This window comes from Mesorhizobium sp. P171375 (assembly GCF_057786075.1).
In genome coordinates, this window is sequence record NZ_JBYNWF010000001.1 from 5,956,763 (window position 1) to 5,979,092 (window position 22,330).

Annotated in this window: 29 protein-coding genes, 1 tRNA gene and 1 pseudogene; 14 read left to right on the plus strand and 17 right to left on the minus strand. The window is 63.0% G+C overall.

The window, feature by feature from the left end; translation table 11 throughout:
• Positions 1-19 precede the first annotated feature (19 nt).
• The 4 genes and pseudogenes from ACYHH6_RS29015 to ACYHH6_RS29030 all read left to right on the plus strand — a co-directional run bounded on the left by ACYHH6_RS29015 (position 20) and on the right by ACYHH6_RS29030 (position 3,235).
• Positions 20-466 carry a pyridoxamine 5'-phosphate oxidase family protein gene (locus ACYHH6_RS29015; RefSeq protein WP_352589612.1) on the plus strand — a complete coding sequence of 149 codons (447 nt, stop codon included), beginning with the start codon at positions 20-22 and terminating at the stop codon, positions 464-466.
• A pseudogene (locus ACYHH6_RS29020) lies at positions 466-1,715 on the plus strand (MgtC/SapB family protein). The gene ACYHH6_RS29015 and the pseudogene ACYHH6_RS29020 overlap by 1 nt, the downstream one beginning before the upstream one ends.
• A 78-nt stretch (positions 1,716-1,793) precedes the next feature.
• A complete protein-coding gene (locus tag ACYHH6_RS29025; protein ID WP_352589615.1) occupies positions 1,794-2,180 on the plus strand; it encodes a hypothetical protein in 387 nt (128 codons plus the stop codon).
• Positions 2,181-2,368: 188 nt separating this feature from the next.
• Complete coding sequence (locus ACYHH6_RS29030; protein WP_352589617.1) at positions 2,369-3,235, plus strand: universal stress protein; 867 nt, start codon at positions 2,369-2,371, stop codon at positions 3,233-3,235.
• 389 nt (positions 3,236-3,624) lie between these two features.
• On the opposite strand, the gene ACYHH6_RS29035 is transcribed toward ACYHH6_RS29030, so the two are convergent.
• Positions 3,625-3,873 (minus strand): exopolysaccharide production repressor protein, encoded by a 249-nt coding sequence (locus ACYHH6_RS29035; protein ID WP_488500499.1) that lies wholly within the window; start codon positions 3,871-3,873, stop codon positions 3,625-3,627.
• 214 nt (positions 3,874-4,087) lie between these two features.
• Between ACYHH6_RS29035 and ACYHH6_RS29040 the strand changes: the two genes are divergently transcribed.
• Positions 4,088-4,735: a helix-turn-helix domain-containing protein gene (locus ACYHH6_RS29040; RefSeq protein WP_352589619.1), complete on the plus strand. Its 648-nt coding sequence runs from the start codon at positions 4,088-4,090 to the stop codon at positions 4,733-4,735.
• 288 nt (positions 4,736-5,023) lie between these two features.
• On the opposite strand, the gene ACYHH6_RS29045 is transcribed toward ACYHH6_RS29040, so the two are convergent.
• A tRNA-Ile gene (locus tag ACYHH6_RS29045) sits at positions 5,024-5,099 on the minus strand.
• Positions 5,100-5,233: 134 nt separating this feature from the next.
• On the opposite strand from ACYHH6_RS29045, the gene ACYHH6_RS29050 reads away from it, so the two are divergent.
• Positions 5,234-5,944 (plus strand): SIMPL domain-containing protein, encoded by a 711-nt coding sequence (locus tag ACYHH6_RS29050; RefSeq protein WP_352589622.1) that lies wholly within the window; start codon positions 5,234-5,236, stop codon positions 5,942-5,944.
• Positions 5,945-6,189: 245 nt separating this feature from the next.
• Here the strand turns inward: ACYHH6_RS29050 and ACYHH6_RS29055 are convergent, their stop codons facing one another.
• The 3 genes from ACYHH6_RS29055 to ACYHH6_RS29065 form a co-directional block, all read right to left on the minus strand.
• Complete coding sequence (locus ACYHH6_RS29055) at positions 6,190-6,534, minus strand: hypothetical protein (RefSeq protein WP_352589625.1); 345 nt, start codon at positions 6,532-6,534, stop codon at positions 6,190-6,192.
• Positions 6,535-6,837: 303 nt separating this feature from the next.
• On the minus strand, positions 6,838-7,284 hold the full coding sequence (locus ACYHH6_RS29060; protein ID WP_352589880.1) for a YcgN family cysteine cluster protein: 447 nt from the start codon (positions 7,282-7,284) through the stop codon (positions 6,838-6,840).
• A gap of 106 nt (positions 7,285-7,390) precedes the next feature.
• Positions 7,391-8,674 carry a hypothetical protein gene (locus ACYHH6_RS29065; RefSeq protein WP_352589628.1) on the minus strand — a complete coding sequence of 428 codons (1,284 nt, stop codon included), beginning with the start codon at positions 8,672-8,674 and terminating at the stop codon, positions 7,391-7,393.
• A 63-nt stretch (positions 8,675-8,737) separates the two neighbouring features.
• On the opposite strand from ACYHH6_RS29065, the gene ACYHH6_RS29070 reads away from it, so the two are divergent.
• Complete coding sequence (locus tag ACYHH6_RS29070; RefSeq protein WP_352589631.1) at positions 8,738-9,670, plus strand: OmpA family protein; 933 nt, start codon at positions 8,738-8,740, stop codon at positions 9,668-9,670.
• Between the two features lie 325 nt (positions 9,671-9,995).
• Positions 9,996-10,520, plus strand: coding sequence for a TIGR00645 family protein (locus ACYHH6_RS29075; protein WP_352589634.1), 525 nt, complete (start codon positions 9,996-9,998; stop codon positions 10,518-10,520).
• Between the two features lie 54 nt (positions 10,521-10,574).
• On the opposite strand, the gene ACYHH6_RS29080 is transcribed toward ACYHH6_RS29075, so the two are convergent.
• The gene (locus ACYHH6_RS29080; protein WP_352589637.1) at positions 10,575-11,441 is read right to left on the minus strand and encodes an SDR family oxidoreductase; all 867 of its coding nucleotides are present in this window, start codon (positions 11,439-11,441) and stop codon (positions 10,575-10,577) included.
• Positions 11,442-11,618: 177 nt separating this feature from the next.
• On the opposite strand from ACYHH6_RS29080, the gene ACYHH6_RS29085 reads away from it, so the two are divergent.
• Both ACYHH6_RS29085 and ACYHH6_RS29090 read left to right on the plus strand, forming a co-directional pair.
• Positions 11,619-11,885, plus strand: a complete 267-nt coding sequence (locus ACYHH6_RS29085; RefSeq protein WP_352589640.1) for a type II toxin-antitoxin system VapB family antitoxin — start codon at positions 11,619-11,621, stop codon at positions 11,883-11,885.
• Positions 11,882-12,271 carry a type II toxin-antitoxin system VapC family toxin gene (locus tag ACYHH6_RS29090; RefSeq protein ID WP_352589642.1) on the plus strand — a complete coding sequence of 130 codons (390 nt, stop codon included), beginning with the start codon at positions 11,882-11,884 and terminating at the stop codon, positions 12,269-12,271. Before ACYHH6_RS29085 ends, ACYHH6_RS29090 begins: the two co-directional genes overlap by 4 nt.
• 6 nt (positions 12,272-12,277) lie before the next feature.
• Here ACYHH6_RS29090 and ACYHH6_RS29095 read toward each other — a convergent pair whose 3' ends face one another.
• Together ACYHH6_RS29095 and ACYHH6_RS29100 are read right to left on the minus strand one after the other, a co-directional pair.
• Positions 12,278-12,913 (minus strand): helix-turn-helix transcriptional regulator, encoded by a 636-nt coding sequence (locus ACYHH6_RS29095; RefSeq protein WP_112563265.1) that lies wholly within the window; start codon positions 12,911-12,913, stop codon positions 12,278-12,280.
• A gap of 8 nt (positions 12,914-12,921) precedes the next feature.
• Positions 12,922-13,794, minus strand: a complete 873-nt coding sequence (locus tag ACYHH6_RS29100) for a S1C family serine protease (protein ID WP_352589646.1) — start codon at positions 13,792-13,794, stop codon at positions 12,922-12,924.
• Between the two features lie 226 nt (positions 13,795-14,020).
• Here ACYHH6_RS29100 and ACYHH6_RS29105 point away from each other — a divergent pair, with 226 nt between their 5' ends.
• Entirely contained in the window at positions 14,021-14,971 is a 951-nt protein-coding gene (locus tag ACYHH6_RS29105; RefSeq protein WP_352589649.1) for a S1C family serine protease, read from the plus strand.
• Between the two features lie 3 nt (positions 14,972-14,974).
• Here the strand turns inward: ACYHH6_RS29105 and ACYHH6_RS29110 are convergent, their stop codons facing one another.
• The 3 genes from ACYHH6_RS29110 to ACYHH6_RS29120 all read right to left on the minus strand — a co-directional run bounded on the left by ACYHH6_RS29110 (position 14,975) and on the right by ACYHH6_RS29120 (position 16,407).
• Complete coding sequence (locus tag ACYHH6_RS29110) at positions 14,975-15,646, minus strand: arginase family protein (RefSeq protein ID WP_352589883.1); 672 nt, start codon at positions 15,644-15,646, stop codon at positions 14,975-14,977.
• Positions 15,647-15,886 carry an arginase family protein gene (locus tag ACYHH6_RS29115; RefSeq protein ID WP_352589652.1) on the minus strand — a complete coding sequence of 80 codons (240 nt, stop codon included), beginning with the start codon at positions 15,884-15,886 and terminating at the stop codon, positions 15,647-15,649.
• Between the two features lie 95 nt (positions 15,887-15,981).
• Entirely contained in the window at positions 15,982-16,407 is a 426-nt protein-coding gene (locus tag ACYHH6_RS29120; protein WP_352589655.1) for a VOC family protein, read from the minus strand.
• A gap of 66 nt (positions 16,408-16,473) precedes the next feature.
• Here ACYHH6_RS29120 and ACYHH6_RS29125 point away from each other — a divergent pair, with 66 nt between their 5' ends.
• Complete coding sequence (locus ACYHH6_RS29125; protein WP_352589657.1) at positions 16,474-17,079, plus strand: TetR/AcrR family transcriptional regulator; 606 nt, start codon at positions 16,474-16,476, stop codon at positions 17,077-17,079.
• A 12-nt stretch (positions 17,080-17,091) separates the two neighbouring features.
• Here the strand turns inward: ACYHH6_RS29125 and ACYHH6_RS29130 are convergent, their stop codons facing one another.
• Positions 17,092-18,039 carry a LysR family transcriptional regulator gene (locus tag ACYHH6_RS29130; RefSeq protein WP_352589659.1) on the minus strand — a complete coding sequence of 316 codons (948 nt, stop codon included), beginning with the start codon at positions 18,037-18,039 and terminating at the stop codon, positions 17,092-17,094.
• 109 nt (positions 18,040-18,148) lie between these two features.
• Between ACYHH6_RS29130 and ACYHH6_RS29135 the strand changes: the two genes are divergently transcribed.
• Positions 18,149-18,790, plus strand: a complete 642-nt coding sequence (locus ACYHH6_RS29135) for an FMN-dependent NADH-azoreductase (RefSeq protein ID WP_352589661.1) — start codon at positions 18,149-18,151, stop codon at positions 18,788-18,790.
• Between the two features lie 226 nt (positions 18,791-19,016).
• On the opposite strand, the gene ACYHH6_RS29140 is transcribed toward ACYHH6_RS29135, so the two are convergent.
• Positions 19,017-19,313: an HlyU family transcriptional regulator gene (locus tag ACYHH6_RS29140; RefSeq protein ID WP_352589664.1), complete on the minus strand. Its 297-nt coding sequence runs from the start codon at positions 19,311-19,313 to the stop codon at positions 19,017-19,019.
• Positions 19,314-19,474: 161 nt separating this feature from the next.
• On the minus strand, positions 19,475-20,149 hold the full coding sequence (locus ACYHH6_RS29145; protein ID WP_112563279.1) for a PadR family transcriptional regulator: 675 nt from the start codon (positions 20,147-20,149) through the stop codon (positions 19,475-19,477).
• A 271-nt stretch (positions 20,150-20,420) separates the two neighbouring features.
• Here ACYHH6_RS29145 and ACYHH6_RS29150 point away from each other — a divergent pair, with 271 nt between their 5' ends.
• A complete protein-coding gene (locus ACYHH6_RS29150) occupies positions 20,421-20,681 on the plus strand; it encodes a DUF2798 domain-containing protein (protein ID WP_352589667.1) in 261 nt (86 codons plus the stop codon).
• A 43-nt stretch (positions 20,682-20,724) separates the two neighbouring features.
• Here the strand turns inward: ACYHH6_RS29150 and ACYHH6_RS29155 are convergent, their stop codons facing one another.
• From ACYHH6_RS29155 to ACYHH6_RS29165, 3 genes are all read right to left on the minus strand, one after another.
• A complete protein-coding gene (locus tag ACYHH6_RS29155; protein WP_352589670.1) occupies positions 20,725-21,105 on the minus strand; it encodes a thiol-disulfide oxidoreductase DCC family protein in 381 nt (126 codons plus the stop codon).
• Positions 21,106-21,189: 84 nt separating this feature from the next.
• On the minus strand, positions 21,190-21,819 hold the full coding sequence (locus tag ACYHH6_RS29160; RefSeq protein WP_352589673.1) for a sulfotransferase family 2 domain-containing protein: 630 nt from the start codon (positions 21,817-21,819) through the stop codon (positions 21,190-21,192).
• Positions 21,820-21,916: 97 nt separating this feature from the next.
• Entirely contained in the window at positions 21,917-22,210 is a 294-nt protein-coding gene (locus ACYHH6_RS29165) for a GYD domain-containing protein (RefSeq protein WP_352589676.1), read from the minus strand.
• Positions 22,211-22,330 lie beyond the last annotated feature (120 nt).

The following is a 22,330-nucleotide window of genomic DNA, read 5'->3' on the forward strand; positions in this document are numbered from 1 at the left end:
AGAACAGGAGATCGCACTGATGCAGATCCGCACTCTTTCTGTCTTGGAATGCACCAAAATCCTGATGGCCAACCGCGTTGGCCGCCTGGCCTGCGCGAAGGACGGGCAGCCTTATGTCGTGCCCCTCTACTACGCCCATTCGGATGCTCATCTTTACGCGTTTTCCATGCCGGGCAAGAAGATCGAATGGATGCGAGCCAATCCTCTGGTGTCCGTTCAGGTTGACGAACATGGGCTGGGCCGAGGATGGAGAAGCGTGGTTGCCGATGGCCGATACGAAGAACTGCCTGACCAGATCGGCCACAAGCTTCAGCGGGACCATGCCTGGTCGGTGTTGAGCAAGCATTCCGACTGGTGGGAACCTGGCGCACTCAAGCCCGTCATTCCTCCCACAGCCGACAGTGCACCGCACGTTTTCTTTCGGATTCTGATCGAGCAGGTGTCCGGACGGGAAGCGAGCCAGTAGTGGATCCACTGATCGCCCGGTTGGGACTTGCCCTCGCAATAGGCCTGCTCGTCGGCTTGGAGCGCGGCTGGCAAGAGCGGGACGCACCGGATCGCAGTCGCACGGCCGGCATCCGGACATTCGGCATATCCGGGCTGCTTGGCGGCGTTCTCGCCGCACTTGCCGACGCGCTCGGCGCGGTTTCCGTGCTGGTCAGCGGCTTCATCGCTTTTGCGGCAATCTTCGCCTGGTACAAGGCGCGCGAGGCCGCCCATGACAAGGATTTCAGCGTCACGGGCGTGATCGCCGGCCTTGGCGTTTTCGCCCTTGGCGCGCTTTCCGTCGCCGGCGACTGCCGGGCTGCTGCTGCCGGTGGAGCGGCATTGGCGGCAATCCTGGCCAGCCGTGAGGTCCTGCACGGTCTTTTGAAGCGACTGACCTGGATCGAACTGCGTTCAGCGCTGAGCCTGGCGGTGATGACGGCGATCGTTCTGCCCCTGCTGCCAAACCGGACGATGGACCCGTGGGGCGGTTTCAATCCGTGGGAGGTCTGGTTCCTGACGGTGCTGATGGCCTCGATTTCATTCGCCGGCTATGTGGCTGTTCGCATTCTGGGAAATACGCGTGGTCTGCTTGTCAGTTCGCTCGCCGGTGCGATCGTCTCTTCGACCGCCGTGACCTTGGCGCTGGCCCGCAACGCCGCCTCCGCGCCTAGTCCACTGCCACTCGCCGGGGCTGCATCCCTGGCTGCAATGGTGTCGGTTCTCCGCGTCTGCGCATGGTTCTGATCATCGAGCCAAGCGTTTTCGCGGCGGTCGTCATGCCGGCGATTGCCGCGGCGTTTGCCTTCGCTGTCAGCGGCGCATTGCTGATTTGTCGCGATAGCGGGAAGGGTGAAGGTAGCGCTATCGCGCGCAATCCATTCGAACTGGGCCCGCTGCTGCTCTTCGCCGTGCTCTTTGCGATCGTCGCGACCGCGAGTGCCGGGCTGGCCGCTCAATTCGGTGGGCGCGGTCTGCTGGCGAGTTCGGCGCTCGCCGGCGCATTCGATGTCGATGTCTCGGTGCTTGGGGCGCTGCGCCTGGTCAAGCATTCCGTGTCCGTCGAGACCGTGGGCCAAGCTTTGCTGGCAGCGTTGGCTGCAAACGCAATTGGACGCCTGCTGCTCGCGATCTCCGCAGGTCCGGTCAAGTTCTGGTTGCCACTAGCAGCCGCAACCCTGGTCGCAGTGACCTTGGGGGCCTGCGCAACGCGGTTGCCTAGCCCTTGATCGAAGCCAAGTTCTTTCTTTGACGCGGATCAAGGGCGCCCGCGACTGCTCTATGGATCTGCCCGAAAGGAGTTCGCCATGACCATTCTAATGGACCTAACCCCGAAATTCCGCCACGTGCGGCTGTTGCTCGCGCGCGAAAAGGGCCATCCGGAAGGCGACCGCGAAGAAGGTTATGACGTGCTCGCTCCATTGACCGGCGAAGGCCAGATCGATGCGGAAGAGTGGAAATCACACAAGGCCTCTTGCCGTGTTCGCCGGTTTCGCAATGGCGAGGAAGATTTGATCGGACGGCTGAGGCGCAAGCCTGGCGGACAGTGGTATTTCGACTACGCCGAAGGCGACCGCGATGACGAAATCGGCTTTCATCTCGGCGATGAACGCTTCGTGACCGGTGAATATGTGTCGATCGAGCGCAACGGCGCAATGCACACCTACCAGGTAGCAAGGGTCGAGCAGCCCTGACGGCAACGCCAAGCTCCCTGGGAGTTGACCATGTCACGACGCATCCTGATTGTGGTCGGCCATCCCGACCCATCCCCCGACCGGCTCCTGCCGCGGCCTCGCCAACGCCTATGGCGAGGGCGCCGAAAGGGCGGGGCACGCCGTCCGCCGGGTCTTGCAGGGCGGGCCGGCGATGACGGTGGGCCGAGATGGACTGGCAGGACAGGCAGGCTTTGACGAACATCAAGGCGCAAGATCGAACCTCCGGCGATCCTGCAATAAATCTCACCGAAGCCACGGCAATGACCTTTAACACCATCATGGTTCAACTCGACGTGGATTCCCCGGCAGCGCCGCGAACGACCTATGCGCTGGAGTTGGCTCGACGCTTCGAAGCTACGCTGATCGGATTTGCGGCGGCCGATTCATACGTGTTTGTTCCAGGCGACGATGGCGGCGTGACGGCAGCCGAGATCATGCGGCAACGCCGCACGGATATCGAGGATCGCCTGAAGATTCTGAAACAAGAATTCCTGAGTGTCGTAGCCGGACACGATGCCTCGTGGCGCGAGGAGATCGGCGATCCAACACGCCTGCTCGCGACGCATGCACGCGCCGCCGACCTCATCGTGACCGGGGCTCCCGCACAGGGCGTTCCCAGCGACCGCCACCGGATGGTCGATGTCGGAACGTTAGTGCTGTCGGCCGGAAGGCCCGTGTTGCTTGCGGCTGACAAGGTTGCAACGCTTAAGTCCGAAAATGTTCTGGTTGCCTGGAAAGATACCCGCGAGGCCCGGCGTGCGGTCACCGATGCAATGCCCTTTTTGAACGGTGCACAACATGTCCTTGTGGCGACGATCGAGGAACAGAATCTGAGAAGCGCACGCGAAAGTGTCGGGGACGTGCTCCGCTTCCTGATGAGACATGGCGTCAAGGCAAGATCGGAGGTTCTGGACGTCGGCCAAGCGGACGCCTGCGAAGCCGTGTCCGAAGTCGCCCGGGCGATGGGTGCCGACCTTGTGGTCGCGGGCGGCTACGGCCACAGCCGTATCCACGAATGGGCGTTTGCGGCATGACCCGCTGCTTGCTGAAGCAAGGGGCGATTAACCGGCTGCTCTCGAACTGACCCACTTGGAGCAGGAAGCTACGCAGAGTCGAGGTGAAAGCGAACGGGAGTCCAATGATGGCAAAGAGAACGGACAAGGTCGAAGTTGGCATGGATCTGGCCGCAAGGTGCCGCGTTACCGAACTTGGCAAGACGATCTGGGGGACCGGTGGGCCACGGTTCTGATCGAGGGCCATGACATCACGGTCACACTCAAGGTAGTCCACTTTTACCCGTTCGACGACGGCAACTAGCGCGTGACGAGAGCATATGGCGGCGCGACTGTCGAACCTGATCTCCTGAAGCCGCAGCAGGGTTTGTGGAAAGCCGTTGGCGGATGAGTCATACGGTCTGGCGGCTCTAGGAGTGCGTGCCGTCGCGGTGAAATGGCTGAACATGGCCGGGGGGCGCCGAATTCTCTGCAGCGTCTGCCGTAGTGCGTTTGTAAACAAGGCGTATGACAAGGGCGAAGTATCCCACCTGCAGAATGACCAGGTCCACAATCGCCCAGCCTACCGCGCTCCAGACCGAACCGGTGGCCGCGTAGGTCCACAGACCCACGATACCCGACGTTATAAACATTCCGACCAGGAATTGCGGAAGATACATCGCTACCCACCAGCCGTTCCGATGCAAGAATTCGAAACGACTCCCTATTGCTATCACCCAAAGCGAAGGAGGACTTAAGCGACCGGCGCGCCTTGTCACTTGATGTGGATCAACAATCCGCCCGACTAGGTAGTTTCCCGTAGGGACAAAACCGAATTTCGCGACCCGCGGATTCGCGCGATTGCTGTGTCACGGATCAACCGGGAAAACAGCCATGCACGCCTACACCGCCTCAAGAATCTCACTGTCGTCGCATTCTGCTCAGCCAAGCCTGCCGGACGCGTTCGACCCGGCACCGCTGCAGCCGGTCAGCTTTTTTCCCGCCGGCGCGGAAATCTATGCCCAGGGTGAGAAGGCTGGGGCCTTCTATCAGGTCGAGTTCGGCGCCGTGCGCATCTACCGCCTGCTTGCCGACGGTCGCCGGCAGATCAGCGCCTTTCACCTTGCCGGAGAGACATTCGGCTTCGAGGCTGACGCGACACATCATTTCTTTGCGGAGGCAATCAACGCCACCGCTGTCCGCGTCCTGCGGCTCGCTGCCGGGGCGGACATGTCGCGCCAGCTGCTGCCCTTGGCGCTGAAGGGCCTGACCAGGGCGCAGGAGCACCTCCTGGTGCTCGGCCGCCAGAACGCTATCGAACGCGTAGCCGCTTTCCTCGTGGATATGGCGGAGCGGCAAGGCGGATTGCGGCAGGTCGAACTGCCAATGTCGCGCATGGACATCGGCGACTATCTCGGCCTCACCATCGAGACCGTGTCGCGGGTCTTCACCCGGCTGAAGGACAAGGGCGTCATCCGGCTGCTCAACCTGCGGAGCATCGAAATCGTCAAGCACGACGCGCTCTACTGCATGAGCGAATGAAGGACGTAGACGAACGTCTGAAGCCGACCCTCAGCTGATTGATGAACGCCACCTGGGCACAGCTGAGACTAGATCACGCGACATGGAAGTTCAGATCAGGTGGCCGCCCTCGAGCGCAAGGCGACAGCGCCCTCCCCCCAAGAAGCCGGCGAAGCGCTTAGGCCGCCTGCGAACATCTACTTGAGCGACAAGCCTGCTCCAAGGCGCTGCCTGGCGCCTTGGAGCTGGCCTCTTGTTTGGTCCGGCTTTTGGGCCGGGGTCAATTTTCCATAGTTAAATCAATGGTTATGGTGGGCCCGGAGGGACTCGAACCCCCAACCAAGCGGTTATGAGCCGCCGGCTCTAACCATTGAGCTACAGGCCCCACGCGCGCTGGATTAGTGTTTTTCCTTACGCGGCACAAGGCTTTCCGGACAGGCTGGCCGAGATTGCCCAAATCAGCCCATATTCGCATCCTAGTCGACAGGCGCGACTGGATCGCGGACCGAGGAGATTTTCATGACCAGACATTTTTTGCCGCTCGCACTTGCCGCGGCGATCGCTTTTCCGGCTATTGCCGCCGCTGCCGATTCGCTGCCCCCGCCCCGCATCATCGTGTCGGGTGAAGGCCAGTCGACTGTAGCGCCGGACCTGGCGTTGCTGACGCTCAGCGTCATGCGCGAGGCCAAGACGGCACGCGCGGCACTCGACGCCAACAATGACGCCATGGCCGCCGTGATCGCGGCAATGAAATCGGCAGGGATCAAGGACCGCGACCTGCAGACCGCCGGCATCCAGATCAACCCGCGTTACAACTACACCAACAAGCCCGACGGCAGCCAGGAAGCCGAGCTTGTCGCCTACCAGGTGACCAACACGCTCTCCGTGCGCATCCGCGACATCGACAAGACCGGCGAGATTCTCGACAAGGCGGTGTCGCTCGGCGTCAACCAGGGCGGCGGCATCTCGTTCTCCAACGAGGATCCGAAGGCTGCAGTCACAGAGGCCCGCAAGAAGGCGGTCGCCGACGCCTTGGCCAAGGCCAAGACGCTAGCCGAGGCTGCCGGCGTCAGCATCGGACGGGTGCTGGAAATTACCGACCAGAACATCGCGCCGGCGCCGATGCCGATCAATGCCAAGGCCTTCGATGCGGCAGGCGCCGCGGTTCCGGTACAGGCCGGCGAGAATGCCTATGCCGTGCAGGTCACCGTCACCTTTGAGCTCAAGTAGGCTCATCCAAATCGGCAAAGCCCGCGGCCGCATGCTGCGGGCCGAACTGACCGGTATTTAACACCAAATATGAAAAACCCCGGAGGACATGGTCCTTCGGGGTTTTCTTCGAGCCGCACCCTTCCGCGCTATGGGAAAGGGGCTCCTGGCCGATCCTCGCAGAGGATCATGCTGCTATCACAGGCTGATCCTCGCAGAGGATCATGCCTCCAGACTGATCTTCATCAGCAGATCAGTCTCCTGCCTTAGCGATAAATAACCGGGCAACCGCGCTCATTGGCGAACACGACCACCACGCGATCACCATACTGGCGGCCGGCGACCTTCACGACGCGGCGATTGACGTCGATGAGGCGGACGCGGTGCAGGCCCATGCGCTCGGCCTTGTCGAGGGCGCGCTCCGGCGAACAGCGGCGCCAATGGCGCTCGCGGCGGTAGCCGTCATCGTCGTCGCCGATATAGACGCCGGTGCGGCGGTCGTGGTTGTTGCCGAAGCCGAGATAGATCGAGTCCGCATGGGCGGGAACGGCGGCGAGCGTGCCGAGGGCTACGAGACCCGAAAGGGCTACCGTTTTGATCGTGTTGAACATTGTCTTCTCTCCTTGTTGAGGGCTGGCGCCCGTCTTCGTCGAACCGATGGGGGGAGAATGCTCCTTGCAATCTGAACTCTTTGCGAACCGGCCGTTCATTTTCGGTTAATCTGCCGGATAGGTCGAAAGCAACCGCCCCTTCCACCGCTGCAAACGACTTGGAGTCTCAAAAACGTCCGGTCATCCCAGAAACGGGCGGCGGCTACATCCGTTCCAGACGCTTGAGCATGATGCCGAAAAGTGTGAAGCGGCTTTCTCGGACAAACAGTGTTTGTCCAGACATCATGCTCTATCACTTTGAATCTAGGGCTCGTCGTCGAGCATATAGTCGAAATAGGCGTCCGGCTCGGCAAGATCGGTCTCGCTGGCGCGGACGCGGCCGCGCATGGAAATGCCGGCCTCATGCACGGTCTCGGCACTTCCCGACACCAGCCTGTGCCACCAGTAGAGATCGTGTCCCTCGGCAACCAGCCGGTAGGCGCAGGTTTTCGGCAGCCAGCTGATGGTGCGCACATTCTGCGGCGTCAGCCCGACGCAGTCCGGCACGCGCGCCAGCCGGTTGGCATAGTCCGAACAGCGGCAGGTTTGCCCGTCGAACAGACGGCAGCCGACTGATGTCCAGTAGATTTCGCCGGTATCTTCGTCCTCGAGTTTCGACAGGCAGCATTTGCCGCAGCCGTCGCATAGCGATTCCCACTCGGCCGGCGTCATCGCTTCCAGCGTCTTGGTTTTCCAGAACGGGGTTTCCATCATGGGCTGAGATGTGGCCCTCGCTGGCGGTGAGGTCAAGCTGTACCGCCGCCGCAAATGCCGCCCGCACCATACGAAAAACATGAAGTTGCCTTCAAAAGGCCGGTCAATCGTCCTTCGTTGTCGGTAATGTCCACGAACCGGAACCAATCCGGCTGATGAAAGTTTGGGCAGGGATGGGACCCCACAAGGAGAATTCGTGATGAAACGCCAACCACGGGTACTGGCAGGTACGGCACTTGGCCTGCTGATGGCATCCGCGCCGTTGGGCGCCTCCCCGCTGCAGGGCAACGCCGTTTTCGGCCCCTTGCAGCACACGGCCGCGCCATTGATCCTGGTCCAGGACGACCCTGCTGCAGATGGTCAGCAGACCGACCAGGAACTGCCGCGCAAAAAGAAGCGCCAGCAGGCCGAACAGGCACCGGCCGAACAGGCAGCGCCAGCCGCCGAGCAGGCCGCGCCAGCCGTCGAGGAACAACAGCCGCGCAAGAAGAAGCGCGACCAACAACAACAGGCCGAGCAGGCTCCTGCTGAACAGGCTGCTCCGGCTGAAGAGCAGCAGCCGCGCAGGAAGAAGCGCAATCAACAGCAGCAGACGGAGCAGGCCCCTGCCGAGCAGGCTGCTCCCGCCGTGGAAGAACAGCAGCCCAAACCACGCAAGAAGAAGCGTGACCAGCAGCAGCAGATCGAGGCAGCGCCGGCGGAACAGGCAGCGCCTGCTGCCGAGCAACCGGCTCCCGCAGTTGATGAACAGCAGCCTAAGCCGCGCAAAAAGAAGCGCGACCAGCAGCAGATCGAAGCGGCGCCGGCTGAACAGCCGGCCCAGCAGCCTGCAGAGCAAGCAGCGCCCACAGAACAGGTAGCGCCGGCGAACGACAACAATGCGCGCAAGAAAAAGCGCAAGCAAGATCAGCAGATCGAGGCCGCACCTGCCGAACAGGCGCCAGCCACCAAGGTTGCACCTGCCGGAGAACCAGTGCCGCAGGCCGAGCCGGTCCAGCCCCCGGCCGATCAGCAAGCCGCTCCCGCCGAGGGCGAACAGCCAAAGGACCAGGCCAGGAAGCATGGCAAGAAACCTGTCGGCGAACAGCCGGTGACAGGCGAACAGCAACCTGCGGCCGGCGAACAACAGCCCGCGACGGGTGAACAACCCGCCAATGCCGACCAGCCGGCGCAGGGCGAAAATCCGGCCCAGGGCGAAGCCGTGGCCAATCCCGACGAAGCACCCATTCTGGACAGCCAGAAGGATGCCAGGCGCAAGCACCGCAAGGACCAGGGCGGCCAGAACGCCGACGGCCAGAATGGTCAGAATGCAGGCGGCCAGACGGGCGAGCAGCCCGCGCAGGGCAGCACAGAGGCGCAGAACCCGAAGCCGGCTCCAGTCGACCAAGGACCGCCGCCCACCGACGACAAGTCGGCCCAACAAGCAATCCAGCTTGAAAAGATCGCGCCGGTGACGGAGGAAAAGGGCACGCGCGTAGAGCGTGCACCCGATGAGAACGTTCGCGACCGTCGGCGTCCGAAAGGCGTCGACGTCGTCAGGGAACTCGGCGACCGCGTCATCCTGCAGTTCAACAACCAGACATTCGTCCAGAGCAATGACGCCCCGCGCATGACCCGCGGCGCCAGGAACGTCTACTATGAGGATCTGTCGGGCGATCGCACCCGGGAAATCGTCGAGCGTGACAACGGTGTCCAGATCGTCACCATCCGCAACCGCTATGGCGACGTCATCCAGCGTTCGCGCATTGCGCCGGATGGACGCGAATATGTGCTGAGCTATGTCGACGAGCGGCACTATGAGGATGACAGCGACTGGCGCGATCCCGGCGACGACCTGCCGCCGATGCGGCTCGACATCTCGCGTCGGGACTACATCCTGGATTCGGAGGATGTGGAGGATCCGGACGACTACTACACCTTCCTCGAACAGCCGCCGGTGGAGAGGGTCCAGCGCCTCTATTCGATCGACGAGGTCAAGCGCTCGGCGCGTGTGCGTGACATCGCGCGGCGCGTCGACCTCGACACGCTGAACTTCGAATTTGGCTCGGCCTCGATCTCCGACACCGAAGTGCAGAAACTGGAAGGCGTCGCCAGCGCCATGGAGAAGCTGTTGAAGAAGAACCCGGCTGAAACCTTCCTCATCGAAGGCCACACCGACGCGGTCGGAACGCCGGAGGCGAACCTTGCTCTGTCCGACCGCCGCGCCGAGTCGGTCGCCGAAGCGTTGACCAATGCCTTCGGCATCCCGCCGGAGAACCTGACCACGCAGGGCTATGGCGAGGAGTATTTGAAGGTGAACACGACGGCGCCCAATCGCGAGAACCGCCGCGTCGCCATCCGCCGCATCACCTCGTTGGTGGCGCCCGTGGCGAGCAACAATTGATCTGCTTTTCCAATAGCTTGAGTGGCTTTCTGGAATAGATCAACAAAAAGGACCCATCCCGGTAGACCGGGATGGGGTGGATGTACGAACCGCCAGCCCAGTCAACAAGAATTGTGCAAGCATTAGAGCCGGCTCATTGAATCGCGAGGCCGCTCACCCCAGATTCACGACTGGGCGTTCCCTGCCCCGTCCCGACTCCAGCGGGATGCACTGAGCCCCGCCGGCCCTCCCGGCGGGGTTTTTTTGCACCACAATTAGCCTTGCAAACCGGGGCGGGCTGGCCGAAATACCCATTCGACCGCAGAAAGCTGACCGGAACCGCTGCATGAAACGTCTCGAACTTGCCATCGAATCGATCATCCTCGCCTCGCGCTGGCTGCTGGTCGTTTTCTACATCGGGCTGGCCCTGGCATTGGCCGTCTACGCACTATCCTTCGGCAAGAAGCTCTATGAGTTTATCACCCTCGCCTTTACGCTCGGCGACACCGACACCATCCTGAAAATGCTCGGCCTCATCGATGCGGCACTTGTCGCCTCGCTGGTGGTCATGGTCATTATCTCCGGCTACGAGAACTTCGTCAGCCGCTTCGACGAGAATGACGGCGAGGTCCATTGGCTCGGCACGATCGATGTCGGCTCGCTGAAGGTCAAAGTCGCCTCGACCATCGTCGCCATTTCCTCGATCCACCTGTTGCAGGTGTTCCTGAATTCGGCCTCCTACACGACCGAGCAGCTGATGTGGCTGACCATCATCCACCTCGCCTTCGTCGCCTCGGCATTCATGCTCGCCTATATCGACCGGCTGATGGGCCTGGCCAAAGGCAAGAAGACTGAGGCCGTTTCCCCGTGAACGGAGAAGGTGCGGCAGACAGACGGGAGCCAGCGCAGACGCGCGTGAAACCGGCTAGTAAATGCTTTTGACGTTCGTTGGCGAATTCGCAAACACCTCGTCGGGCACGAAGAAGTCGCCGGCCAGCGATCCTGTCGCACCGGGCGAATAGATCGAAAAGTCCGTCACACCCTCGGCGCGCAGCACCTCTTCGTCGATGTAGAAATTGCCTGACGTCTCGCGCGATGGCCGCAGGAAGATGGCATGCGCGGCATCGGCCATGATATCGGGCAAACGGCTCATCGCCGCCACCGTCGCGCCGCCGAGCAGATTGCGCACCGCCGCCGTGTCGATGGTCGAGATCGGCCACAGCGAATTGACCGCGATGCCGTCCTTGGCAAACTCGGCGCTCATGCCCAGCGTGCACATCGACATGCCGAACTTGGCCATCGTGTAGGCGACGTGATTCTTGAACCACTTGGCCTTCATGTCGAGCGGCGGCGCCAGATTCAGAATGTGAGGATTGCTTGCCAACTTCAGGTGCGGAATGCACATTTTCGAGACCAGGAAAGTGCCGCGCGTGTTGATCTGGTGCATCAGATCGTAACGCTTCATGTCGGTTTCCAGCGTCCCGGTGAGCTGGATGGCGCTGGCATTGTTGACGCAGATGTCGATGCCGCCGAATTTTTCCACGGTTCTAGCGACTGCCTCCGCAACCTGCGCCTCCTCGCGGATGTCGCACAAAACCGGTAGCGCCTTGCCGCCGGCCTGCTCGATTTCTTCGGCAGCCGTGTAGATCGTGCCTGGCAGCTTCGGATGCGGCTCGGCGGTCTTGGCCGCGATCGTCACATTGGCGCCATCGCGCGCCGCCCTGAGCGCAATCGCCAGCCCAATGCCGCGCGACCCGCCGGAGATGAACAGCGTCTTTCCCTTCAGCGACATTTTTCCTCCAGTGGCTTTGGTTCTTTGCGCGATCCTTGCCCGCGCGGTTGCGGGATACAAGGGCCTGCGGCGGGAAGCGATGGGTGACGCTGCGGAGGCTGACATCGATCTGCGCCCGAAAGCTGTAGGATTTGTCAGGCGCTTGGTATATATCCTATACAAAAAGGTGGAATATAGATGGCGCTGTCCATCAAGAACATGGAAGTCGAGCAACTGGCGCGCGAACTCGCCCGCCGCCGGCGCGTGACCGTGACAGAGGCTATCCGTCAGAGCCTCGAGCGCGAGGTCGCGCGCGAGCGGCTGGTGCCACGCGACGAAGCCAGCGACCTGTTTCAGCGGTTGATGGCGATTGCGGACAGTGCTGGAAACGTCCCGGAACGTGAAAACGCACTGACCGACGACGAAATCCTTGGTTACGATGAGTTCGGAATCCCGACAAAATGATCATCGATTCCTCGGTTCTGGTCGCCATTCTGCGCCTTGAGCCGGGCTACGACCGTTTCGTGCTGGCGATCACTCAGGCCAGGAGACGGCTGCTGGCAGCGCCAACTTTGCTTGAAACGACGATGGTGCTCGCTGGCCGCCGGGAAGATGAAATATTGGATCGCCTCGACCAGTTCCTGCGTACCGCCTCGATCGAAACCGTCCCATTCACCGCCGACCACGCTGCCGTCGCCCGCCAGACCTTCCTGCGCTATGGCAAGGGCCGGCATCCGGCGGCGCTGAATTTCGGCGACTGCATCGCCTACGCCACGGCACGGCTCGAAGCCATGCCGTTGTTGTTCAAGGGCGATGATTTCCGGCTGACCGACATCGAAGCGGCGGTTTGAGCAACATCAGACCAGCACCAGGCCCTGCCGCATGGCAATCGCGATCGCATCGGTGCGGTTCGCCGCGCCGAGCTTGATCAGGATCGCGGCGACGTGGAACTTTGCCGTGTGCACCGAGATGTTCAGCCGTCGCGCGATCACCTTGTTGGGCGCGCCCTCGGCAAGCAGTGCCAGCACTTCGGCCTCGCGCGGTGACAGTGCTGGTCGGGGGGCATGTTCATCGGAGAGGTCTTCCTCGAAAGGCTCGCCATCGCCAGCATGAAAATCCCCATGGCGCCCGCCACCGCCGTCGCCCGAGACGCGATAGCCAGCCGCCGCCAGCCGCACCGCCGCGGCGATCAGCAGATCGTCCGCGCCAGCAGGCATGACCGCCATCACCTCGCCGGCAGGCCGTTCGCCGCCCGCACGCCCAGACAGCAGCACCCGCGGCGTGGCGGCCGGAACGGCATCAGCGCCGCTGCCGTCGATGATGGCGACGTCGGCCGCACCGCTGCCGGCCGCGACCGGCAACAGATCGTCGCTCGCGGCAAGCGCAGCAGCCAAGCGCTCAGCGCGAACAACGTCGCCAAGCGCGATCAGCACCACCAGCCGCCGCGAGGCGGGGCCGTCGGACATGATCCGATCGTTGGCGAGCGTGTCCATCAACCCTCTCAGCTCAGCGGCTTCTCGCCGATTGTTACAGCCACATCGCGCTGTTCGCCGCCGCGCACCACGCCAAGCCTCACTGCGGCACCTGCGCTATCGGGCCCAAGCTTGCGGATCAGCTCGCGCGGCCCATGTACGGCCTCGCCGTTCCACGCCACGATGATGTCACCGAGCGCAAGGCCGGCGGCCTTGGCCGGGCCATTGTCGTCGAGGCTCATCACCATGGCACCGCGCGCCGCGCCGTCACGGATCGGGTGCAGGCCGGCGCCGAGATAGCCGCGCGCGACATGGCCCTTTTCACGCAGCGTCTCCACCGCCCGCTCGATCGTCTCATAGGGCATGACCAGGGCCCGGCCGCGCGGGCCGAACAGCAGCATGCCAATCAGCGCGCCCTTGGCGTCGAGCACCGGCCCGCCCTCGAAACGGCTGCCGGCATTGACGGCAAGATTGATGCGCCGGTCGATGGTGCCGCCGCGCATCGAGCGCCAGGCCGGACCGACCTCACCGACCGAGCCCGACACGGCCAGAGCCGAGCCCTGGCTGCTGCCGATGGCAATGGCCAGATTGCCGGGCCGCACCGCATCCGCTTTGGCAAGCGGCGCGGCGCTGACAGCACCTGCCGGTTTCAAAAGTGCAACGCCGGTCGAGGGATCGCGGCCGACCAGTTCGGCCTTGACCGTCTCGCCCGAAGCCAATGTCAGTTCGATCTCTTCGCCGGCCTCGACGGCTTCCTCGGCGGTGACGAAATAGCCGTCACGCCAATGGAAGGCGCTGGCGGTGCGATGGTGATGGGTGGTGAAACTTGCCGTCACGGGTGCCGCCGCAGCCGCGACGTCGGCGATGGCCGCGGAAAAGGCGCCGAGATTGAAGTCGCTCATTTTGGTCTCCTGGGTTTCTTGCATGCCCCAGATATCGCTCGGCAGCCGGCTCGCAGATACTCGCCTGACGGCTAGTTCATGGTTTCACTGGCCATCTGGTCAGGTCGCGGCGCTTCCAGCCGCTCCGCACATATAGTGCGTGTCGCCCAAAAGTGCTCAACGGTTTTGGGATAACGACACGCACAGGAAAAAATCACGAACAAGCCTGAAAACACGGAGCCCACCAATGGCCGTCGCCGCCGCCAAATTCCAACCGGACGACACACTGCTCGACGCCTATTCGTCGACGGTGGCAGACGCGGTCGATCGCATCGGCCCCGCCGTCTGCCGCATCGAGCGCATTGGCGGCCAGGGCGGCCACGGCTCCGGCTTCGTCATCGCGCAGGACGGCTTGGTCGTCACCAATTTCCATGTCGTCGGCGACGCCAGGACGGTGCGAGTCTCGATGCCGGACGGCGCCTCCAGCGAAGGCCGCGTGCTTGGCCGCGACCCCGACACCGACATCGCGCTGGTGCGCGCTGACGGCAGCTTTGCCGATGTCGCGCCGCTGGGCGATTCCAAGCGGCTGCGGCGCGGCCAGATCGCTATCGCCATCGGCAATCCGCTCGGCTTCGAATGGACCGTCACCTCCGGCGTCGTCTCCGCGCTTGGCCGGTCGATGCGCGCCTCGACCGGGCGGCTGATCGATGACGTCATCCAGACCGATGCGGCGCTCAATCCTGGCAATTCCGGCGGGCCGCTGGTCTCGTCGGCCGGCGAGGTCATCGGCGTCAACACCGCCATGATCCATGGCGCGCAAGGCATCGCCTTCGCGGTTGCCTCCAACACCGCGAACTTCGTCATTTCGGAGATCATCCGCTTCGGCCGGGTGCGGCGCGCCTTCATCGGCATCTCCGCCGACACCACTAATTTGCCGCGCCGCGCAGCGCTTCTGTCACAGGTGTCGACCAACACCGCGGTACGGCTGCGCAGCGTCGAGAAGAACGGCCCGGCGGCAAAGGCCGGCCTGAAGGAGGGCGACATCATCGCCGCAATAGACGGCCGCCCAGTCACCGGCGTCGACGACCTCGTGCGCATCCTCGACGCCGAACGCATCGGCCGCGAGACGCTGTGCACCGTGGTGCGCCGCACCGGCGTCAGTCAGGTCACGGTGACGCCGGTGGCAAGGGCGAGCTGAACCCTATCGCTGCTTGAGCACGCGCCCGAGCAGCGACACCAGCAACGCTGCGAGGTCGCCGTCCGGGTCGAGATCGGGATCGTAGATGGTCATGTCCATGCCGATGCAGCGCTGGTCCCCTGCCAGCGCCGACAGGATCGCAACGAGATCGTCGGGATCGATGCCGGGACTGCCGGGCGAATCCACCGCCGCCATGATTGTCTGGTCGAGCACATCTACATCAAGATGCAACCAGTAGGGACAATCGGCGCGCGTCAGCGTGGCTCGGGTCTTTTCCAACACTCCAGCCGCGCCGAGTTCCTGCGCGGCAAAGACATCGATACGCGTGATGGCGGTCGCATTTATGTCGGGCCAGGCAAAATCGGCATCGCGGCTCTCGCGCTCGCCGATCTGCACCACCGTCTCGTCGGCAACAAGCGGACCGGCAATGCCGGGCCACTCCGTCAACAAAGGCTCGCCACGTCCGGTGGCAAGCGCCAGATCCATGCCGGCGGCCGAGCCGAGCGAGGCGTCGACATCGTAATTGCCCGGATGGCGGAAGTCGCTGTGGCCATCGACATGCACAAGCGCGACCGCACCGGACCGTCGCGCCGCCGCCAGGGCGCCAAGCAGAATCGAACAATCGCCGCCGATGACCAGCGGGAATTCGCTTTTCCCGAGCGCACTTGCGACGATCTAGGCAAGGTCGAGATTGAAGCGGCGGATCGCCGGACCATTGCGCAGGTGTGTGCCCGGTTGCTGTTCGATGCTGTAAGCGGGCCTTTCGAGATCGACCACCCGCGCCGGCACCAGCACCTCGATCAGACCGGCTTCGCTCAGCGCCTGCGGCGCGCGCCAGGTGCCGGGCACATGGCCCGGGTGCAGCGGCCGCAGGCCGAGATTGGATGGCGCACGAACAAGGCAGATGTCACGCATGCAACAGGACCAGCTTCAGCATCATCCAGCATAGACTGCATCGCGTGACCCCGGCCACAGAGGCCGGAGCCGCTGCCGACATTTGCTGCCATCGCTCAGCTCCCCGCCGCGCCCTCCGCGAATTGCGCCTGAAACTCAGGGCTGAGCGGGATCGGCTTGATGACGTCGATCAGCACGCCGTTGGGATCCCTGGTGATGAAATGGCGCTGGCCGAAGGGTTCGTCGCGCAGCGAGCGCAGGATCGGCAGGCCGGCCGCAACGATCCGTTCATAGACCGCGTCCGGATCGTGAACCTCGAAATTGATCAGCAGGCCCGACGTGCGGCCGTGCCCCTCTTCCGGGATCGTTTCGTGGTCGCCGTGGACGATGCCGAGATTGACCCGGCGATCCTCGGCCGACTGCAGATGTACATACCAGTCGCTCGTAAACAGCGGCTTGAAGCGGAAGTGGTTGATATAGAAGGCTTTCGTGCCGGCTACGTCGCCCGTCATCAACACCGGATAATAGCTAGTCGTCTTCATCTTTCTTTCTCCCGTCAGCTAACATACAGTCTGCATGTAAATTGAAATAACATACAGGCTGCATGTATGCAACGAGAAACCGCGCGCCGCTCCAATCGCGATCGCACCGAGGCAACGCGTGCCGACCTGATCGCCGCCGCGCGCAAACTGTTCATTGAAAAATCCTATGCCGAGACCGGCACGCCGGAGATCGTAGCGGCCGCCGGCGTCACCCGCGGCGCGCTCTACCACCATTTCGCCGACAAGCAGGCGCTGTTTGCCGCCGTGGTCGAGCAGGAGGCAGAAGCTGTCGCCGCTGAGATCGATCGTGCCTCGCCGCCATCGCTGTTTGCCCGCGACGCGCTGATCGCCGGATCGGACGCCTATCTCGCGGCCATGCGCGCGCCCGGCCGCACCCGACTGCTGTTGCTCGACGGACCTGCCGTGCTCGGCCGCGCCGCCATGGACGCGATCGACAACCGCCACGGCAACCGTTCGCTGCGCGAAGGCCTAGTTGCAGCGATGCGCGAGCAGTCGTTGATCAGGCTGCCGGTCGACGCGCTGACCGCTTTGCTCGCCGCGGCTTTCGATCGTGCGGCACTTGCCGTCGAGGCCGGTGCGTCAGCCGAAGACTATCGCGCCGTGCTCATGGCATTGATCGACGGGCTCGCTCCGGCTCCGCGCCGCGCATAACCCCAAGGAACATCATATCTCCCCGGGGATGCCTTGCACCATAGGCACCGTGCCCGGTTCGAACTCGTTGAAGCAGCCGAGCTGGCGTTTGAACTGGTCGATCAACCAGGCCGCCGCCGGTTTCGGGCTGCGGTCGACGCGATGCATGGAATAGAGCGATGAGCGCACCTCGCTGTAGGGTTCGAGGTCGAGTTCCACCAGCCGGCCGCTAGCGAGATCGTCTGATATCAGCCAGCGCGGCAGCCCGCCCCAACCCAGGCCCTCGCGCATCAGAATATGCTTGGTGCGAACATCCGTCAGCCGCCAGGTTCGGTAGGCAAAAACGCCGAAGTCGCGTCCCTTGGTGCGTTCGGACTGGTCGGTAACAACGAGTTGCGTGTGTTCGCGCGCATCTTCGAGCGCCACCGGCTTCGGCAGCCGGGCCAGCGGATGGCTGGGCGCGGCAGCCAGCACGATCGACATGAAGCCGATGCGCACGAGGTGCACGTCGACCTCGCCCAGCAGGCCACCAATGCCGAGATCGGACTGTCCGCTAACGACATGATCGGGGATCAGGCCGAGCGAACCGATGTGGAGGCGCAGCATCACGGTTGGAAACTGCGCCTCGAATGCCTTCAGTACACGAACCAGCACCGGCGAAGGCAGCGTCGCGTCGACCGACAGGGCGACTTCCGCCTCCAATCCCTGATGGTGGCCGTCGACGCGCGAGCGGACGCGCTGCAGCACGCCGACCATGCGCCGCGCATCCTCCAACATCGCCCGGCCAATCTCGGTCAGTTGCGGTTCGCGCGTGCCCTCGCGCTCGAACAGTTTCAGCCCAAGCTGCGCCTCGAGATTGGCGATACCATAGCTGATGACGGACTGTGCCCGGTTGAGCTTACGGCCGGCGGCCGAGAAACTGCCGGTGTCGGCTACCGCCACCAGGATTTGAAGTTGGTCGAGCGTCGGATTGGGTTGCATGGCATATCTACTTTATGGATGGATTATATAGAAAATATACCAGTTTTTTGAATGGATCGATAGGCCCATATCAAGCGGGACAATTCAATTCCCACTGGAGAGAACCGCCATGTCCATCCTTCTTGTAACCTCGAGCCCGCGTGGCTCCGCTTCGCATTCGACCCGCATCGCCACCGAATTCGCTGAAAAGCTCCTCGCCGCCGATCCGTCGAACACGCGTGTCGTGCGCGACCTCGTCGCCAACCCGCTGCCGCATATCGACGCCGATTATTCGACCGGCATCTACACGCCCGTCGAAGCCCGCAGCCCGCGCCAGGCTGAAGTCGTCGGCGTCTCCGACGTCGCGCTCGACGAGCTGTTCGCCGCCGACACCGTGATCCTGGCCACCGGCTTCATCAACTTCAACATCTCCTCGACGCTGAAGTCGTGGGTCGACCACATCGCCCGTTCCGGCAGGAGCTTCTCTTACGGCGAGGGCGGCCCCAACGGCCTCGTCACCGGCAAGAAGGTCTACATCGTGCTCGCTTCCGGCGGCATCTATTCCGAAGGCGCGGCCGTCCAGATGGACCACGCTGTCCCCTATCTGCGCTCGGTGCTCGGCTTCCTCGGCATGACCGATGTCGAAGTCATCCGTATCGAAGGCGTCGGCATGGGCGCCGATGCCGTTACCGCAGCGCTCGCCAAGGCGACAGCCAAGATCGACGCCGTGGTGGCCGCGGGAGCTGCCGAGCGTATTGCGGCGGCGGCGTAAAACGCAAGCCCGTCACTCACTCGAGTTGAAAAAGGCAGGCGCCCATCGCCTGCCTTTTTTTGTTGTCAACGCACCATGCGCTAACAAGGGTGTGTCGAGATTCAGGTCAGGCCGAGCCGAGAATGGCTGTACCGAGAACCGGAGTGGAGCGTACTTTTCGTACGTGAGCATCGGAAGCGCAGGAAGCCGGCATTCGCAGGCCGGCATCACCTGAATATCGACATACCTAGCCGAAAATCTTCTCGCCCTGCTCGTCGACGAGCTGGATGCCCTTCTTGATCGAGATGTCGACAGCGTCGTCAAGACCGGCGAAACGGTCGGCGCGGATGAAGCGGTGTTCCTTCATCACGCCGCCGACTTCCTTCGAAACCACACCGCAGGTCTGGTACTGGCCATCAGCCTTGTAAGGTGTGGCGCTGATCAGAAAACCCTTGTGCTCGATCTGTTTTGCCGTAGCGGCGCTCTTTGGCTCGCCTGCGTCACCGCCGCCCCCGCCGCCGAAAAGACGTTTCAGAAAAGACATGAGCAGCCTCCAACCGCAATCATCCCGCATCACATGGTGTGATGCGAGATGATTTTCACTAGCGGTCCTTGGCTAAGTCGGCAAGGGCCGCGGCTCGGCCGCTAATGCATGTCGCGCAAAAGTGCCCAGCGGTTTTGGGATAGCGACATGCACACAACCAGCTAGCCGCGCGACAGCGCCTCAAGAGCTTCGGCGGCCCCTTCCAGTATGGCGATCGCTTCGGCCTGCTTTTCGGCCGGCGCGTCGACGATCTCGCCGAGTGCTGCACGCAGCCGGTGGCGCACGGCGCGGAACTCGTCGCGGGCTTCCGAACGGCCGCCACGGCCACGCCGTCCGCCTTCCTCGCTCTCGTCGTTCCAGCCGAACCACTCGCGCGCCTTGGCCATCTTGCGGCCGAAGCGCTCGAGATGCTCGAGCACGCCGTCGATCATTTCGCGGTTTTCGTTGAGGTGCGCCTGGCCCGCCTCGGTGATCGAAAACACCTTCTTGTTGCCGTCGGCCGCAGAGGCGGCATAGCCGGCCTCTTCGAGGAAGGTCAGCGTCGGATAAACGACGCCCGGGCTTGGGCTGTAGATGCCGCTGGTGCGCTCTTCCAGCGCCTTGATGATGTCGTAGCCGTGGCGCGGCGCCTCGGCCAGCAGCGACAGCGTGATCAGCTTGAGATCGCCGTCGGCCAGCATGCGTCCGGCGCGAAACATGTCGCCCGGGCCGCCGCGCCCGCCGCCACGACCGCCATGTCCGAACGGACCGAAGCCGCCGCCGCGCCCGCCGAACTTGCCGGCCATATGCAGGAAGGCGCGCTCGGCGCGCTCGCCAAAGGGATGATGTCTGTGCATGGATTGCTCCTTGAGTTCTATCTTACGATATATCTTAAATAGGCGTGCGGCATCGACAAGTCAAGATATATCTTACGATGTATCTGAGAGCGGCCAGAGCGGTTGATTTCGCCGACGCTGACAGCTAGAAGGCGCGTGAGGGCTTTGCGCCTCTCCGTAAGCGTCTGACGTCAAGCAACGCATCCAACCCCGGTCCTTCCGGGCAATTCCGCCGGAATCCCGGCAGGAGTGGATGCCATGCGACGGACCGGATACTTCAGGGAAAATCCCAATGACCACGACCCGTAGTAAGCGCGGCAAGCTGCCGGCGCGTTATGCTGCCATCGTCAGCCCGCTGGTGCTGTCGCTGCTGATGACCTTCATCGTCTCGTTCATCTCGACGCTGAAAAGCCTTGGCCCTCAGCCCAACCTGCCCTCTGTCTGGCTCACCGCCTGGGGCTTGTCCTGGCTGGTGGCGTTTCCGACGCTGCTGCTTTTGTTGCCGGCCGTGCGACGCATCGTCGGCTGGCTATGCGAGCTGCCGGCCCGGTAAGGCTCACGACGGCAGGCCCGAAGACAATTTCGGGCTTGCCCCCTTACCAACGTCCGTTGCGTCGATTCCAGGCATAGAGAAGGTCAGCAAAGCGATCATAGGCGAACCGGGTCAGCGGCAGCGCGACCGGATTGCCGAACAGCGCAGCCAGCCACCCCTCGCCCGGCGTCACCCTCCAGACGGCCAGCGCGACATCGGCGCCGACCAGCAGCTTGCCCTGATCATCCGTGGCATGCAGCCGGCGGCGGATGTCCTCTAGCGAGGCACCGTAGCCGGCGAGCGCCGCCGGTTCGAGATTGATGTCCCGAAACGCGATCTGCCCAGCCTTGATCGCCTCGATCAGCCGCCTTTTCTGCCTAGTGATGCCGCCATCGCAGACGGGGCAGCGTGTGTTGTACCAGACGGTGAGCGCAGGCTTGGACATGGATTTCAAATCCGTGACCCGAGGAACGCACCGACTATCCCCTCAATGCCATCGGCCCGCAACATGGCGAAGCGCCGCGCTTGATCAGAACTCGTAGCCGAAGCGCTCGAAGTCTCTGACATAGAGCCGTCGCACGATCGCTTTCGCCTCCTCATCGTAGAGGGCGCGATAGTCGACCGGCGCCCCGACATTCGATCGCGGAAGCTCGCCGGGAAGGCCGAGCCGCTCGGCCAGGACATTGAACTGCTCGCCCAGCGTTTCGAAGCGCAGGACCTCGTCGATAATCAGCTTTCCGTTCCTGTCCGAAATCCAGCTCGTCTGATCCACCCGCGCCAGCCGGTTCTTGCGTTCGAGGTAGCGCAGGAACGCCTTGAAGTCCCAGCGCTGCGCCTGGCGATGCCGGCGCCGCGAGGTTTTCCGGCGCAAATGCTGGTAATTGGAAACGACCAGCGCGAAAGGGTTGCGCACCACGGCGAACTTGTAGGCTCCGTCATAGAGCCGGGGCGGCAACTTGCGCCGCAGCCAGGCGGCTCTGTCATGCTGCCTGAAATTGACCTTCTCCGGCGCTTCCGGCACCGGCAGACGCGACAGCAGACGCCGCCACGGCGTCGGCTTCGGCCTCAGGCACCATGGCCGCAGCGCACGGGTGATCGAGGTCCCCGCCGTCTTCGGGATGTGGATGAAAATAAAGTTCTTCTCGAACGAGAGGAGCATTTCCCCTCAATATCGGCAGATCAGGCGCCGTCAAGCGGCACCCCCCATTGATCGCCCGGAAATGCTTCTGGCCTCGTTATTTCAAGCTACCTTCGCCTTATCCAAGCGAAGTGACGATCTCGCGATAGGCAAACTCCGGGAAAGCCTTGAGCGTTCGCGTCTTGACGCTGCCGCCAGTCGCCAGCATCAGCGCAAAGCGCGCCAGCACCGCATCGTCGGGCGCTTCGACCACGGCCACCATGTCGCATTCGCCCATGGTGAGATAAAACGCCTTGAACGATCCGCCCATGTCAGCCAGTTGCTTCTTGGCGGCATCGAGCCGCTTCGGCGACTCGCGCACGTTCCTCGCGCCCTGTTCGGTCCAGTTCATCAAAAGGATGTAGGTTGTCATCGCACACCTCCCTCCGGCGCCACGGAGCACGGCTCAGGTCGTGGACCTGCGCCGGGGCGAACATCCGGTTTGTCACCCAGAACACGCATCCGACGGGGAAGTATCCGCCCGCAGCGAGCT